Here is a 16,312-nt window from a genome sequence, read left to right as displayed (position 1 = left end):
GGAGCATTAATCTAATGGTAATGCCGTCGATTTTATTGGGGATTTCATCACAAACGACGTATGCACACCGGTCACTCCTTCAATTCGAGTGAGTTTCTGCAACAGAAACTGCTGATAGGCATCCATGTCCTTGACGATCACTTTGAGCAAGTAATCTGCTGATTGACCGGTAATCAAGTGACATTCCAATACTTCCGGGTAACTGGCGAGCTTTTCTTCCAGACCACTAAAGCGTTCCGGGGTATGTTTATCCATACTAATGCCGATAAAAGCCATCAGTGTCAGCCCAAGCTTACGTGCATTTAATAACGCCACATAACCATCGATCAAACCATTCTCTTCCATCTGTTTGACACGTCGAAGTGTAGGGGAGGGAGATAGGTTAATCGCTTCGGCCAGTTCCTGATTGGAAATGCGGCCCTGCTTTTGCAGAATATCGAGAATCATATGATCATATCGATCCAGTTTTTCAGTCATGATTTACTCCAATAAAATACATTAAAAGCATTTTATGCTTAAAAATTAACTTTATCAGCAATTATGTTTGCATTAGTGACGTTTTCATGAAACTTTAGCAATTTAATTCTGCAGCTGTCTCTTTATACTATTCCACATGCCTGAACCGGTAGTGTTATGAGCCACAAGCTTTGTTTAACGCAGTTCTCTCAAGTTCATCACAAGTGAATGGCGGAAACTGAAAAAGATTGGTTACCCTCCAATCCTTGTTAAATAAACCTGCCGGAAGCGTCCCTAAAAAAACTACGCTCTCAGGCACTCTATTTTGCTTATCCAGACTCAGGAGTCAGAAGATGATTGCCAATCCCGCTCAAAAATATCGTCGCTTTGAGCCAATTCAATTACCGGATCGCCAATGGCCGAATCAGGTGATTGAAAAGCCGCCTATCTGGATGAGCACCGATCTGCGTGATGGCAATCAGGCATTGATTGATCCGATGTCGATCGAAACCAAAATGCGTTATTTCAAAGCCTTGGTGGAAATGGGCTTTAAGGAAATCGAGGTCGGATTTCCGTCTGCCTCGGAAACTGACTTTAATCTGGTCCGTCGTCTGATCGAAGAAAATGTGATCCCGGAGGATGTCACTATTGAAGTATTGACCCAGGCCCGTCAGGATTTAATTGAACGCACTGTAGAGTCACTTAAAGGGGCTCGTCGGGCCATTTTACATATGTACAATCCGATTGCTCCGGCGTTTCGCAAAATCGTTTACAACACCGATAAAGCCGGCGTGAAAGAGATTGCCGAACGCGGCACGCGCTGGGTTAAGGCGTTAACAGAACAACACCCGGAAACCGAATGGGTTTACCAATATTCACCTGAAGTGTTCTCCAGCACGGAGGTGGATTTTGCCAAAGAAGTTTGTGATGCCGTGTCAGCCATCTGGCAGCCAACGCCAGAGAAAAAGATGATATTCAATTTGCCGGCAACGGTTGAAATGTCGACACCCAATACCTATGCCGACCAGATTGAATGGATGCATCGTAATTTAAACAATCGAGACAGCATTATTCTTAGTGTGCACCCGCATAATGATCGCGGTACTGCTGTTGCAGCTGCTGAGTTGGCAGTGATGGCTGGCGCTGATCGGGTGGAAGGCTGTTTGTTTGGTAATGGCGAGCGTACCGGCAATGTCGATTTGGTAACGCTGGCGTTGAATTTATATTCTCAAGGTATCCATCCCGGTTTGGATTTCAGCCAGATAGATCAGGTTCGTCAATTGGCCGAAGAGTGCACCCAGTTACCGGTGCATCCTCGTCATCCCTATGCCGGTGAATTGGTGTTTACCGCGTTTTCGGGATCCCATCAGGATGCCATTAAAAAAGGCTTGGCCAAACAGGATCCGGAAGGTTTCTGGGAAGTACCGTATTTGCCAATTGATCCGGCGGATTTACATCGAAGTTACGATGCGGTGGTCAGGGTGAATAGCCAATCGGGTAAAGGCGGGGTGAGCTTCCTGTTACAACAAAATGCTGGATTTGAGTTGCCGCGTCGCTTGCAGATTGAATTCAGTAAAATTGTGCAACAACACAGTGACAGTAGTGGCAAGGAAATTAATGCTGCAACTATAGCGCAATTGTTTGATGAAGCTTATCTCGCTGTCAACACGCCTTACCGTTTCAGAAGCAGTAGCGTAGTGGATGATTCACAAGATATTGCCAGCGCTGAGATTCAATTGGATCACGGGACAACACCCTTCACGCTTCAGGCCAAAGGGACCGGACCAGTCGATGCGGTTGCAAAGGCCTTGTCTGAACATATTCAGCAGGATATTTCTGTTGTTGATTACCATGAACACGGCATTGGAAGCGGTTCAGAAGCCATAGCGGTGAGTTATGTTGAAATGAAAGTGGGTAATGCTCAACCGGTATTTGGTGTCGGACAGGATAAAAATATCAGCCGGGCCGCCATTAAAGCGCTAATCAATGGGGTAAATCGTTTTCTCACAATGCAGCGTGAAGCAGCATAATGCATTGAAAGTAATGAAAAATGGTTGATAAGCAAAGGTAAGGAAGTTTTTCACCTTATCTATGGTTAGAATACTGAATTTGGCCTAAATTAGCAGATAGGATGTTGATTTAAAAGGGTTTTGTTATATTTTTCGTCAGTTTGATGTGAGTGGTGATATTCGTTAGGGTGTATGTAACAGTAAATGGTTAGCAGCCATTTTATTTAAGCTGTTTTTAACCACTATAAAAGGAGGCCGCCATGTTAAAACAATGTTTTTACACAGTCGCCCTGACAACTCTTTTTGCCAGCACCTCTGCGTTTTCTGCCAATGAAAATACTAGCAAGCATCCTGCTCATAAAATGGATAACTCCGTCTCGCCGACAGCTGCGGAAATAGATCAGCAGGCCGATTATCAATGGGAAAAAGATAAAGCCGCCAATAGTTCGGCAGATAAATCGTCGGATGGTAATCATCCAGCCCATGATATGGGCGAGTCTGCTGAACGTATTAATAAAGAATCTAAAGATGCGTATCAGGAAAATCGTTTAAATGCTGTAGAAGAAGATAATGCGATGCATCCTGCTCATGAAATGGATGAGGTAGAACCTGTTCAGAAGCGCGGGCAATAACACTTTTATCAGTCCATTTTTAATCAAGCGGCAGTTCTGTTGAGTAAGCTCAATGGTCTGTCGCTTTTTTGTTTGAACCAATAATATCTGTATGGTTTAGACTTACTTTTTAACGCCAGAATGGAAATGATATGTCACTGCTAAGAACGGTTTGTCTGATAACCATAGCTTTCTTATCTGGTTGTGCCAGTTGGTCGCCCAACTATGAACAGCCACAGGTCAATATCACCTCATTTTCATTTGCACCTGAATCGAATGGTCTGGCGCCGAGATTTATTATTGGATTGCAGATCATTAATCCAAACCGGAATGCCTTACCGTTGCAAGGCATGAGTTATTCTGTTGAAGTGGAAAATAATCGGGTTTTAAGCGGTGCGACACCGGATTTACCGCGTGTTCCAGCCTATGGTATGGCTGATTTTACCATTGAAGCCAGTCCAGATTTACTGGGTAGCGCCCGCTTACTGAATCGATTGTTTTCAGGGCAGGCAAAAAGCCTTGATTACCGCTTCAAGGCAAAACTGGATATGGGAAGGTTCGTGCCTTATCTAAACATAGAAGAGAGCGGCCAGTTTGACTTGTCGAACACTGCGGGAAATTAGTTTTTGCCAGGGCTGTTGTTCTTTCATATCCACCACTGCTGGAGGCTATTTTTGTGTCCGACAAGGCGGAAAGCACGCAGTGTAGTCTGCCTACAAAAGTGATTGAAAAATGAGTCTGGAACTCATTTGAACAGCTTAGCTGGCCGCGTAGCGGTGAAATACAGGGATGTATTTCATACAACGCAGGCGGCCGCAAAAATAGTCCCAGCCCTTCGGGTTGTGACTGAAAAAGCATCACTTATGTCCACGGATGGACAGGCCGCTATCGCTATCCCTGCTATCGCGGCATTTGGGCATCCTTGCCCATCATATGCCGGCGCGCCAGGGAGGCGCGCGCCGGTCTGCGTGGCCTACATGGATGTAGGTCAGGGGCGTGAGCAGGATGCGGAAGCTTTGCTCGTCACTTATTTAGAATAACTACAAAAACGTCAGGACAAGCAATGTTCCAGACATTGCTTTTGCATACACTCCATCCATGGAGATAAACGTTTTTGAGCGCAAGCCCCAATGGGGTGAGATACATGGATGTATCTCACAAAAGGCGCTCCTCGTGCCTTGATTGACGCTTTTTCAGTCACAACAGAGGCGGAGATGAAAGATCTACAAGCCCAAAAATTAGGCATATTTCTGTTATCAGGATTGCGCGGCCGAAAAAAATCTGGCAAAGTCTGCGCGGTCTTGTCATCACGACAAGCACATCAGGCCTATTCCAAGCCTTATAGCTAATCAGCTTAATTGGGATGTTATCACCGGACAGGGGTAAAGTCGGAATGCGTTGCCATCGTGGGTAACTTTTCGACTGTTCAGTGAATACGATTATTGTGGCTTGAATTATCAATCTGCAAATTTAATGGTATGCCGGTCAGCACCGGTCCCTGACAACGGAGATAAAAATGCACCTTTCCATTCAACAGCGTTTTAGTATTTGGGCCGGACTAAGTCTATTGACTGTGGTGGTGGTAACGGCACTGATTAGTGTTTGGCAATTCGGTTCGATAAAACAGACGCTTTCTGAGCAGGGCCGTGATGTCAGCCAGCAACAGGCACAGCAATATTTACAGATATTAGCTCAGGACACAGCGGCGCAGTTGCGCATTCCTCTGGAAACAGCATTACATACAGCCCAGGCTAATGCCGCGGTGATGCAGGCTGTTGTCGCCGATTCATCCATTACAGACAAGCGCGGTCTTGCCGTCAGAACGCTGGAACAGACTTTGACACTGAATGATGATTTCCTGGGTGCTTACGTGGCATTTGAACCAAATACTGTGGACGGCAGTGATTTCATTCAGCGTAACAGCTTAGGCAGTGATGCCCGTGGGCGTTTCCTGCCCTATGTGGTGCGTTCCGATAAAAACAGCTTTGTGGTGGAAAATCTGGAAGGGTTGGAAGATGCTACGCCGGATGAAAATGGCGTAAGAGCAGGTGAATACTATCTTTGTTCCAAAGATCGGAAAAGCAGTTGCGTCATTGACCCTTACCTTTATCCAATTGACGGTGAGCAAGTGCTATTGACCAGTCTGGTTGCTCCGATAATGCGTGACGGTCGGTTTATTGGCATAAGTGGTATTGATATCTCTGCTGCTTTTTTGCAATCGGTTATCAAGGATGTCGCGGCAGAGCTTTATAAGGGAATGGGGCAGACCTTATTGATCAGTCCACGGGGTGTCATAGTTGGACACAGTCAGCAACCTGAGCTGATTGGTCAGAATCTCAATGCGTTGGATAATGACCTCAGAGAAGCATTACGCAGTGTCAGCGAGGAAGGCCAAAGCCGGATTTTGCAGCAACAGCAACAATTTATCGTGCTTAGCCCATTCAACCTGCCAGGAAGTGATCAGGGCTGGGTAACCTATCTGGCGGTTCCAGAAGCCGAGGTACTGGCAGCCGTCGCCAAACAGGAGCAATTTCTTCATCGTGCTCAAACCACCTTTGTGACCACAACCAGTCTGCTGGGTTTGCTTTTAGCCATTATTGGTGTCGGTGTGGTCTGGCTGGTGGCGCGTAGCAGTATCAAGCCATTGTCAGAAATGACTACACTGGTAGCTTCTATCGCTGAGGGCGAGGGCGATCTGACGCAGCAGCTTGATATCAAACGCCAGGATGAGACGGGTAAATTATCCGGTTTTCTGAACACCTTTATTGGCAAGCTTCGCAGGCTGATTCAGCAATTAATTCCGCTTGGCGACAATGTCAGCAAGTTGTCTGCTGAAGGTCGTCAAATCAGCGAGCAAACGCGAACACAGATGGATCAGCAGCAGCAGTTGCTTGAAGAAATGGTTTCTGCGGTAACAGAAATGGCTGCTTCAGCCCAGCAGATTGCCGGAAATGCCGATCGCACATCACAATTTGTCAGTAATGCCAATGAGTCATCACAGTCTGGTGCTGGACTGGTGCAACGTACCTCAGAGTCAATTCACCAGGTCAGTAATAGTGTGCAGGAATCTCAATCAGCGATGTTGGAGCTGGAAAAAAACAGTGAGGCGATTGTCAGCATTTTGTCAGTGATCCAGGGAATTGCTGAACAGACCAATTTGTTGGCACTTAATGCCGCAATTGAAGCAGCGCGGGCCGGGGAGAAAGGTCGTGGTTTTGCTGTAGTAGCAGATGAAGTAAGAGCTCTGGCAAGTAGGACTCAGGTAGCCACTGTTGATATTCAGGAAAAGCTCAATGTATTGCAAAAAGGCAGTCGACAGGCAGCCGCCAAAATGCAGCAAAGTGGGCAGCAAGTGACTGAAACTGTTGATCTGGCTCGTGCAGCAGAATCTGCATTGCAGGATATTCAGAAAGCTATCATGGAAGTCACCGAAATGACGTTTCAGATTGCTTCAGCGACCGAAGAACAAAGTGCGGTATGTGAGGATGTCAGTAAAAATCTGACAAAAATTTCGCAACTGGTCGAACATACAACCGAGGGCGCTCGCCAGCTGAATCAGGTAGGGAATCAGCTGGACGAAGCTGCTAACAGCCTTAAACTTCAGTTAGGTTCGTTCAAGGTCTGACCTGGACTTTATGGCAACCCGGGGGTTCACATTTGGATACGGCCACCGGTGACGCCATAAATTTCCCCAGTCACATAGCTGGCATCTGCTGAGGCCAGAAAGACATAAACCGGTGCCAGTTCAGCCGGCTGGGCCGGGCGGCCAAATAAGGTATTGGCACCGAAGTTTTTCACTTTTTCATCAGGCATGGTGGTCGGGATTAACGGAGTCCAAACCGGCCCCGGTGCTACCCCATTTACTCTGATGCCCTGGTTGATGGCTTCAGAAGCTAGTGACAGGGTGAAGTTGGCAATCGCCGCTTTGGTCGCTGCATAGGGAGCAAGATTGCTGCTGGGTTCAAATGCCTGAATAGAGGTGGTGTTAATAATGGATCCACCTGGTGGAATATGGTTTAAAGCCGCCCGTGAAAAATGGAAAAAGGCTTCAATATTGGTTTGAAATGCATAACTGATTTCCTCATCGGGAATATCCTGTATCGATTCATAGGTTTGCTGAAAAGCGGCGTTATTGACCAGAATATCCAGTCGGCCAAATTCTTCGATACATACTTCCACGGCTCTATCACAGGCCGGTCGATTATTTGACTGATCCATTTTTATTGAAATAACTTCTCGACCAGCTTCCCGTACCAGGCGTTCAGTCTCATGTGCATCCACTTCTTCGCTGAGATAGGTAAATACAATATTTGCCCCCTCACGAGCATAGGCCAAAGCCACCGCCATCCCAATGCCACTGTCACCACCGGTAATCAAAGCCACTTTCCCGGCTAATCGATCATGTCCCTGATAGCTGGTTTCACCATGATCCGGCACGGGGTTCATTTTGCTTTCCTGACCGGGCAATTTCTGTGGCTGCGTTTCAAATTCGGGACGAGGGTAACAATTTCTTGGATCCGTGAAGGTGTTTTGCGTCATGGCTGAAATCCTCCTAAATCATTAATTGAAAAACACTTAATGAATAACTCAATTGCAAAAGCTATTCCGATCACGATTCAACGAGAAAACAATCAGTGATGATGAGCTGCTAATGCGTAATTAGATGTATTTACAGGAACAATGCCCGGGTAAAAATTACTGGTGATAGGAATTTTTTATACAGGTAACCCTTTATTTTGCTGATTTAATTTAAACAGAATTCCGGGCCAGACATTGTGCATCCTTGTTTCACGGTGAAAAAAGATCTCTGGCATACAGATTGCGATAGTGTTGATTAGCTTTTGGCTAAGGTCAGTACATGATGCATTGCAGTATATGTACGCTAAGTAACGAACAGAGTGAGATGTTTGGGAGAGAATCAAAAATATCCAAGACATCATGAATCCGGAAATCGAAATGGTCAGTGTTACGACCCGCGTTAAAGATGAGTACCGAAAATGGCTGCGTTAGTGGCTGTAGTAAATGGAGGGGCAGGTTTAAAAAATGAATAAGCAATTAATATTTAATAAAAAATTTAAAGGCACACGATGGAAGTAATTAATGAGAGTGATGTCATGGAGACTGAAGATATCATCAGCAAGCTTAATGATTTGGTTGCATTGGAATTTAATGCTATTGAGACTTACGAAGTGGCAATCGAACGGCTGGAAAATCTCGACTATCGGGCAAAAATGACGGAGTTTCTTGGCGAACACGAGCGCCACTTGATGGACTTATGTGACGCGATTATCGAGGAAGGTGGAACTCCACTAGAGGGAGGAGATTACAAACAATTCCTCACAAAGGGACCCGTGATCATCGCGGGTATTGGTGGGGATAAATCTGTTTTGAAAGCCATGCTGCTTAATGAGGGGCTGACCAACAAGCTTTATAAAAATGCTAATGATGAAATATATCCTGGTTATATCCAATTAATGCTGAAGCAGGCCCTGGGAGATGTTCGTCATCATCGGGTCTGGATTGAATCGGCGATACAAGAGCTTGATTAAAACAGACGAAAAATATCACACCAGGCATGCAACATTTACTTATATAGAACTGTCTTTTTAAAAGATAGCTTAATGAAGGACTAAAGAAATGTATAAAAAATTATTTCTTTCAGCAACCGTTTCGGCTTTCTTAACCGTTACTTCAGTAATGGCAGAGGATTTAAATCAACCTCAGGACCACCGTTCAACCATTAACCAGAAACAGGAAAATCAGGTTGGACTACCCATCGATAATCGAGTTGATAGTCAGATAAAACAGAATCAACAAAACACAACGGTCAATCCTCCTGAAACTGAACCATTGCCGACAACTCCTCCTTCAAGATCGGTTATCACACCTGAACCACCGCCACCACCTTCGCGCATAAACCCGAAAAGTAACGATCCGACTCTTCCCGAAAACCAGTCTCCACAGGGTATTGCGCCAGATGTGCCGGATTCAGCCTATCCGGATGATAGCCCGACGCCATAACGTTGAAATGAGGGTGAAACATTAAATGACGAGAATCGAACTTAACTGCTCAACTTGGTTGAGCTTGCGGTGTTAAAGAGCCAGTTTGGATAACATCGCTAATATAAACAAAGCTTCTACAGGGTCAAACAGATAAAAGGATGCTGCCATGCCACACGCTAGAAAGTTAGATAATCAGCCCATACCGAGACACCATACCCGGTTTTCAAAAACACTCACGGATGATGAAAAGACAAACACGAGCTCTTCTTCTGAAAAAAACAGAGCTAAAATCATGCTTCATCCTGAACTTGATATGGATGAGATGGATTTTGAAGTTTTAAGTAAATCCGTTCCTGATGGAGCCGTTGGTGACATCAAGAAAGTGCATCAACACAACACTGAATTGTTGCTGCATAAACTAGGTCAGCGACTTGCATTTGAACGCGCCAGCGTCAGATTATATGAAGCGCTGATATTCAAATGTCTGGCAATGCGAAATGGCAGAAAAACTGTAGTTTCCGTTGACCTGTTAAGACAATTCCGTGATGAAGAAGTAGAACATAGTCGGTTACTGAAGACGGCCATCGAGACATTAGGATTTGACTCTGATGAATGGATTCCCGATGCGGATTCCAATTTACAGTCCAGCCTGCAAATACCCAAAGTCTTCACCAAGAAAACGACATCCGTGCTGCAATGCCTGGAATCGGTATTGATCTTTGCTACTAATGACAATGCAGAATGGCATACACTGCACGGTTTGTTTACCAACATGGGGTTACAGGACCTGGCGAATGAGTTTAATCAGGCCCTCGAAGAAGACAGCCGGCAGCTGGAAACTATCTCACGCTGGATATATCAGCTCTCTCACGCCTGAGACGCTTCAATCCTGCTGAAATCAAAACTGGGAGGAGAAACATTTCTCCTCCCATATTCTTTTTGTCAGTTTAAATCCATTAAAGATATATTTTCGACTGAGCTCAAAACAGAAGCGCTAACATGCCTAAAGCGATACGAGTATCTGTTATAATCAAGCGTTTTTTCTATACCTCTAACAGCCTGACAGGAAAACCGTTTTGACCACAGCTTCTCATCAAATCCGCAGTCTGCTTGAACAAAAGATCCTAATCCTTGATGGCGGCATGGGCACCATGCTGCAAAGTTACAAATTGAGTGAAGCAGATTTTCGCGGTGAACGTTTTGCCAATCATCCTTGTGATGTCAAAGGTAACAACGATTTACTGTCGCTGACTCAGCCGCAGATCATTCGCGATATTCATCGGGCCTATTTTGAAGCCGGTGCCGATATAGTTGAAACCAATACCTTTAATGGTACGTCGATCGCGATGGCCGACTACCAGATGGAAGATCTGGTTTATGAGCTGAATAAAGTCTCGGCACAACTGGCCCGCGAGGTAGCCGATGAATTTACCGCCAGCAATCCTGACAAACCGCGTTTTGTCACCGGCGTATTGGGACCTACCAATCGAACTGCCAGTATTTCTCCGGATGTAAACAATCCAGGTTTTCGTAACGTTAATTTTGACCAGTTAGTGGAAGCCTATCTGGAGGCTATTCGCGGTTTGGTCGATGGCGGCAGTGATCTGCTGCTAGTGGAAACCGTTTTTGATACGTTGAATGCCAAGGCTGCAGTATTTGCCATTGAGCAGTATTTTGAACAGCATGATGTGCATTTGCCGGTGATGATTTCCGGCACTATTACCGATGCCAGTGGCCGTACGCTCTCCGGCCAGACTGCTGAAGCGTTCTGGAACTCACTGTCACATGTACAACCGTTATCCATTGGTTTGAACTGTGCTTTAGGTGCAGAGCAATTACGTCAGTATGTTGAAGAGCTGTCGAATATTTCCACCAGTTATGTCAGTGCCCATCCCAATGCCGGTTTGCCAAATGAGTTTGGTGAATATGATGAATCACCGGAAGCCATGGCGATTCATATCAAGGAATGGGCCGAAGCCGGTTTCCTGAATATTATCGGTGGTTGCTGTGGTACGACGCCGGCACATATCAAAGCCATTGCCGAAGCCGTCGAAGGTGTTAAACCACGCCAGCGGATTGAAAACAAGCATTATTGCCGCTTGAGCGGCCTGGAACCCCTGACTATCACACCGGACAGTCTGTTTGTGAATATTGGTGAGCGGACCAATGTGACCGGTTCATTACGGTTTGCCAAACTGATCAAGGAAGGTGATTACGATACAGCTTTAGAGGTTGCCAGACAGCAGGTTGAAAACGGCGCACAAATCATCGATATCAATATGGATGAAGGCATGCTCGATTCGCAGGATGCGATGGTGACTTTCCTCAATCTGGTTGCTGCCGAACCGGATATCAGCCGCGTTCCGATTATGATTGACTCCTCCAAATGGGAAATCATTGAAGCCGGTCTCAAATGTATTCAGGGCAAGGGCATCGTCAACTCGATCAGTCTCAAGGAAGGTGAGGAAAAATTCATCGAACAGGCCAAGCTGGTACGCCGTTATGGCGCAGCCGTTATCGTCATGGCGTTTGATGAAGATGGGCAGGCCGATACCCGTGAACGGAAACGCGAAATCTGTACCCGCAGTTATGAGATTCTCACTGAAAAAGTGCATTTTCCGGCCGAAGATATCATCTTTGATCCGAATATTTTTGCCGTGGCGACCGGCATTGATGAGCATAACAATTATGCCGTCGACTTTATTGAAGCCACCCGTGATATCAAGCAAAGCCTGCCACATGCGATGATCAGTGGCGGCGTATCCAACGTATCATTTTCATTCCGTGGTAATAATCCAGTACGTGAAGCGATTCATGCGGTGTTTCTCTATCACACCATCAAAGCCGGAATGGACATGGGTATCGTCAACGCCGGACAGCTGGCGATCTATGATGATTTACCCGAAGAGTTACGTGAGCGGGTTGAAGACGTTATCTTAAACCGCCGTAACGATGCCACTGATCGCTTGCTGGAAATTGCTGATAAATACAAAGGCGATGGCAGCGTTGAGAAAAAAGAAGATTTGGAATGGCGCAGTCTACCGGTGGTTAAACGGCTGGAATATGCATTAGTCAAAGGTATCGCGGACTTTGTCGAAGAAGATACCGAGCTGGCTCGTCATGAATATGCCAAACCACTAGAGGTCATCGAAGGACCGTTAATGGACGGCATGAATGTGGTCGGCGATTTATTCGGTGAAGGCAAAATGTTTTTACCACAGGTGGTTAAGTCCGCCCGGGTAATGAAAAAAGCCGTGGCCTATCTGATGCCGTTCATCGAACTGGAAAAAGACGACAGCACGGTCAGTAGCAGTAACGGTAAGATCCTGATGGCCACGGTAAAAGGCGATGTTCACGATATCGGCAAGAATATTGTCGGAGTGGTATTGCAATGTAACAACTTCGAGATCATTGATCTTGGCGTGATGGTGCCTGCAGCGACAATTCTGGAAACCGCACGCAAGGAAAATGTCGATATTATCGGTTTGTCAGGTTTAATTACGCCTTCGCTGGAAGAAATGGCGCATATGGCCAAGGAAATGGAGCGTCTGGGGTTTGATATTCCGTTAATGATCGGTGGTGCAACGACTTCGCTGATTCATACCGCTGTCAAAATTGATCCAAATTATCATGGTCCGGTGATTTACGTAAAAGACGCATCACGAGCCGTTGGCGTGGCACAAAATCTGGTCAGTAAAATCACCCGTGAAGATTTTGTCGACAAAATCAAAACCGATTATCAAACTAAACGCGATCAGCATAAAGGCCGTAAATCTACCCGACGTTTGCTGACACTGAAACAAGCCCGGGCCAATAAAACCAAAATCGACTGGCCGGCATATCAAGCGGTAAAACCTGCTCAGACCGGAATTCAGGTGTTTGATGACTACCCACTACAAGAATTGGTGGATCGCATCGACTGGACACCATTTTTCCAGTCATGGGAATTAGCTGGCAGATATCCCCGTATTTTGACCGATGAAATCGTCGGTGAGCATGCCACGCATTTGTTTGAAGATGCGAAAAAAATGCTCAAACAAATTGTTGATGAAAAATGGCTAACAGCACGCGCGGTGATTGGTTTGTTTCCAGCCAATAGTGTCGGCGATGACGATATCGAAATTTATACTGATGACAGTCGTCAGCAGGTATTAATGAAATTGCATTCATTGCGACAGCAAGCCGAGAAACCACCAGGTCGGCCTAATGCTGCATTAGCAGACTTTCTGGCCCCCAAAGACAGTGGGGTGGAAGATTATATCGGCGCCTTTGCTGTAACTGCCGGAATTGGCATAGATGAGCATATTGAACGTTTTGAAGCTGATCATGATGACTACCATAGCATTATGGTCAAAGCGCTGGCCGACCGGCTGGCAGAAGCCTTTGCTGAGCGTATGCATGAACGGGTTCGCAAGGAATTCTGGGGCTATAAAAAAGATGAACAATTAGCCAATGAAGATCTGATTGACGAAAAATATCAGGGTATTCGTCCGGCACCGGGATATCCAGCATGTCCAGATCATACCGAAAAAGGTCTGTTATGGGATTTGCTGGATGTAGAAAAACGCATTGGCATGACTTTAACCGAAAGTTTTGCCATGTTGCCAACAGCGGCGGTCAGCGGTTTCTATTTTGCGCATCCTGAATCACGTTATTTTGGTCTGGGTAAAATTAGTGAAGATCAGGTTAAGGATTATGCAAAACGCAAAAACTGGACGCTTGATTATGCTGAACGTTGGTTGGCACCGGCATTATCCTATGATGGTGATGATTGATGACGGATCAAAAACAAGCCCATTCTTAAAACTGTGTTTAAACCCATTAACTATAAGAAAGGGGAAGTTTAGCTATGCATGAAGACATCGTAGATTTACAAACCCGCATGGCGTTTCAGGATGGTGTGATTGAACAACTCAACCAGGTGGTCACCGATCAGCAACAGCAGATAGATCGACTGGAACGTCGAATGGAAAAATTGCTGGGTCAGGTGGAAGCACTTCAGGCAGATCAGTTGATCCAACAGGCGAATGAACCGCCACCACCGCATTATTAATTCTGTCCAGCGTCTATGAAGTTGAATAAACCGCCCAGGCGATGTTTGCTGATTAAAGAAGCGGTTGAGCTTGCTCATCAAACTGCTGAAGCCTTGCTGGCATTCTGGCAGCCCGATTCTCATATCTGGCTCACTGACGCTTCACAGGCCTCAGCGGATAAAAAAATTCAAAAACAGGCACGCCAATTTCTCGGGCAAGAATTTGATGTAGTGGTTTTTGACGCGACTCAGGAATTTAACGCCGACAGCTTTGCAGCCATTATTGGCACTATCCGCGCAGGTGGTATATTGCTAATGCTGCTGCCTGAAAAAAGTCCTTCTTCCAACTGGTATCAACGGTTTGAGCAGGTTATTGAGCGTTATCAAGCTGACTTTGTAGAGTTTCATCAATGGCTACCGGATAGAATCCTGCCAGGTGATTTTCGTCCTGAACAAAACCCGGATAAAGCGTTTCAACTGACGCCTGATCAGCAAAATGCATTAAGTCTTATCCACAAAACAGCTTTTGGTCATCGGCGCCGACCCTTATTGATTACATCTGATAGAGGTCGTGGCAAAACAGCCTTGCTGGGAATCGCGGCAGCGGAGTTGATTCGCCAGGGAAAACAAAAGATTTTAGTCACAGCGCCCAGCTATGCCAGTGTGGAAACTTTATTTAAACATGCTGCCAGCGAATTAAAAAACGCCCAGCTTGGTCACGGGCAGTTATTCAGCGATGGTTGCGAGATTCAGTTTGTGGCACCGGATGCTCTGCTGGAGAATGAGCTGGATGCTGATGTATTGCTGGTTGATGAAGCCGCTGCATTGACCTTACCCATGCTCAAGCTGATGTTGCAACGCTATCCGAGGATTATTTTTGCGACGACTTTACATGGTTACGAGGGCAGTGGCCGTGGTTTTAAATTGCAGTTCCAGCAAGTCCTTGATCAGCAAACACCAGATTGGCGACAGATTGAATTAACGCAACCGGTTCGCTGGAATTTAGGCGATGTATTGGAACAATTCAGCTTTGAACTCTGTTTGCTGGATGCCGAACCTGTCGCTGAACAATTGATTGTGGATCTGGGGATAGAAAAGCTTCAGGTTAAAAAACTGACTGCAGCAGAGTTATTAAAGGACGAAGCGTTGTTAAGACAATGCTTTGGTCTGATGGTAACGGCGCATTACCGAACTCGGCCATCTGATCTGCAAATGCTGTTGGATCGTGATGATATGTGGTTAGTTGGTGTCTTTAATCAGCAGCAGCTGGTTGCTAGTGCATGGTTAGTAGCCGAAGGACCGATTAATCCGCGATTGGCCGCCGCAATATTTGCTGGTGAACGACGTCTAAATGGTCATCTATTGCCGCAGACATTGTTAGCCCATTCAGGCATTAGTATTGCCGGTGAATATCATTATCAGAGAATCGTGCGGATTGCTGTACATCCTGCCCTGCAAAGTCGTGGCATAGGACAGTATTTAGTAAATGCTTTGGTAAATCATTTACCAGAAAACACCGATATATTAGGTTGCAGCTTTGCTGCCAGTGAAGCATTGGTGCGCTTCTGGCAAAACAGCGATTATCGATTAATGCGAGTGGGCGCTCATAGTGATCATATCAGTGGTCGTCATGCAGTCATTCTGGCAAAACCCATCAGTTTGGCTGGTCAGCAACTGGTTGAGCTAACCCAGCAACGATTGAGTCAACAGTGGCCAGATTTACTCAATAGCCAGCTATCTCATCTGGAAGCCGGTTTGATCCCATTATTGATGCAGCTTTTACCGGAAGCGGAGTTGCCAATAACGGCTGCTGATGAAGAGGAAATCACTGCTTTTGCCTTTCAAAAACGGCATTATGATGCTTGCCAGATAGCCATCAGAAAATTTGTGTTGAACTGCGTAGCACAGCAGCGGTTCCTATCAATTTCAACATTACTGCAATCTATCTGTTTAATTTTTGTATTACAGCAGCAGCCAATAGCCACTGTTTGCAGACAGTTAAATTTGAAAGGGAAGCAGGATTTGATAGGGCAGTTGCGGGAAGCGATCAGAGTTCTATTGTTGTGAGGTCAGTAATAAATAATCTGTAGAACAATTTTTTGCAGTGCTTCCCACAAGCTATGCTTCATTAAAATGCAATATAGTTGTCATCTTTTCGCCTAACATTGGCTTGATCGAAACCTACGGAACAAACTTCTGTA

Annotated in this window: 13 protein-coding genes; 11 read left to right on the top strand and 2 right to left on the bottom strand. The window is 45.7% G+C overall.

The features are described 5' to 3' along the window. Positions 1 to 6: 6 nt before the first annotated feature. Complete coding sequence (locus tag AC08OG_RS12340; RefSeq protein ID WP_292353609.1) at positions 7 to 477, bottom strand: Lrp/AsnC family transcriptional regulator; 471 nt, start codon at positions 475 to 477, stop codon at positions 7 to 9. 332 nt (positions 478 to 809) lie between these two features. On the opposite strand from AC08OG_RS12340, the gene leuA reads away from it, so the two are divergent. The 5 genes from leuA to AC08OG_RS12315 all read left to right on the top strand — a co-directional run bounded on the left by leuA (position 810) and on the right by AC08OG_RS12315 (position 6,701). Continuing rightward, positions 810 to 2,486: a 2-isopropylmalate synthase gene (gene leuA, locus AC08OG_RS12335; RefSeq protein WP_482929638.1), complete on the top strand. Its 1,677-nt coding sequence runs from the start codon at positions 810 to 812 to the stop codon at positions 2,484 to 2,486. A 239-nt stretch (positions 2,487 to 2,725) separates the two neighbouring features. After that, complete coding sequence (locus AC08OG_RS12330) at positions 2,726 to 3,097, top strand: hypothetical protein (protein ID WP_482929637.1); 372 nt, start codon at positions 2,726 to 2,728, stop codon at positions 3,095 to 3,097. Positions 3,098 to 3,228: 131 nt separating this feature from the next. Then, positions 3,229 to 3,699, top strand: a complete 471-nt coding sequence (locus AC08OG_RS12325; protein WP_482929636.1) for an LEA/WHy family protein — start codon at positions 3,229 to 3,231, stop codon at positions 3,697 to 3,699. 126 nt (positions 3,700 to 3,825) lie between these two features. Next, the gene (locus AC08OG_RS12320; protein ID WP_482929635.1) at positions 3,826 to 4,116 is read left to right on the top strand and encodes a hypothetical protein; all 291 of its coding nucleotides are present in this window, start codon (positions 3,826 to 3,828) and stop codon (positions 4,114 to 4,116) included. Between the two features lie 476 nt (positions 4,117 to 4,592). Next, the gene (locus AC08OG_RS12315) at positions 4,593 to 6,701 is read left to right on the top strand and encodes a methyl-accepting chemotaxis protein (RefSeq protein WP_482929634.1); all 2,109 of its coding nucleotides are present in this window, start codon (positions 4,593 to 4,595) and stop codon (positions 6,699 to 6,701) included. A 26-nt stretch (positions 6,702 to 6,727) separates the two neighbouring features. On the opposite strand, the gene AC08OG_RS12310 is transcribed toward AC08OG_RS12315, so the two are convergent. Beyond that, a complete protein-coding gene (locus AC08OG_RS12310; protein ID WP_482929633.1) occupies positions 6,728 to 7,615 on the bottom strand; it encodes an SDR family oxidoreductase in 888 nt (295 codons plus the stop codon). A gap of 548 nt (positions 7,616 to 8,163) precedes the next feature. Between AC08OG_RS12310 and AC08OG_RS12305 the strand changes: the two genes are divergently transcribed. From AC08OG_RS12305 to AC08OG_RS12280, 6 genes are all read left to right on the top strand, one after another. Beyond that, a complete protein-coding gene (locus tag AC08OG_RS12305; protein ID WP_439503973.1) occupies positions 8,164 to 8,625 on the top strand; it encodes a ferritin-like domain-containing protein in 462 nt (153 codons plus the stop codon). Positions 8,626 to 8,713: 88 nt separating this feature from the next. Then, the gene (locus tag AC08OG_RS12300) at positions 8,714 to 9,097 is read left to right on the top strand and encodes a hypothetical protein (protein ID WP_292353616.1); all 384 of its coding nucleotides are present in this window, start codon (positions 8,714 to 8,716) and stop codon (positions 9,095 to 9,097) included. Positions 9,098 to 9,371: 274 nt separating this feature from the next. Beyond that, positions 9,372 to 9,956: a hypothetical protein gene (locus tag AC08OG_RS12295; protein ID WP_292353617.1), complete on the top strand. Its 585-nt coding sequence runs from the start codon at positions 9,372 to 9,374 to the stop codon at positions 9,954 to 9,956. A 199-nt stretch (positions 9,957 to 10,155) separates the two neighbouring features. Further along, complete coding sequence (gene metH / locus AC08OG_RS12290) at positions 10,156 to 13,854, top strand: methionine synthase (RefSeq protein WP_439503972.1); 3,699 nt, start codon at positions 10,156 to 10,158, stop codon at positions 13,852 to 13,854. Between the two features lie 74 nt (positions 13,855 to 13,928). Further along, on the top strand, positions 13,929 to 14,132 hold the full coding sequence (locus AC08OG_RS12285; RefSeq protein ID WP_292353619.1) for a SlyX family protein: 204 nt from the start codon (positions 13,929 to 13,931) through the stop codon (positions 14,130 to 14,132). Between the two features lie 45 nt (positions 14,133 to 14,177). Next, a complete protein-coding gene (locus AC08OG_RS12280) occupies positions 14,178 to 16,178 on the top strand; it encodes a tRNA(Met) cytidine acetyltransferase TmcA (protein WP_482929632.1) in 2,001 nt (666 codons plus the stop codon). Positions 16,179 to 16,312: the final 134 nt, after the last annotated feature.

This window comes from Methylophaga sp. F7 (assembly GCF_056863975.1).
Note: the sequence above shows the minus strand (reverse complement) of the source record. Positions and strands in the feature narration are given on the sequence as shown.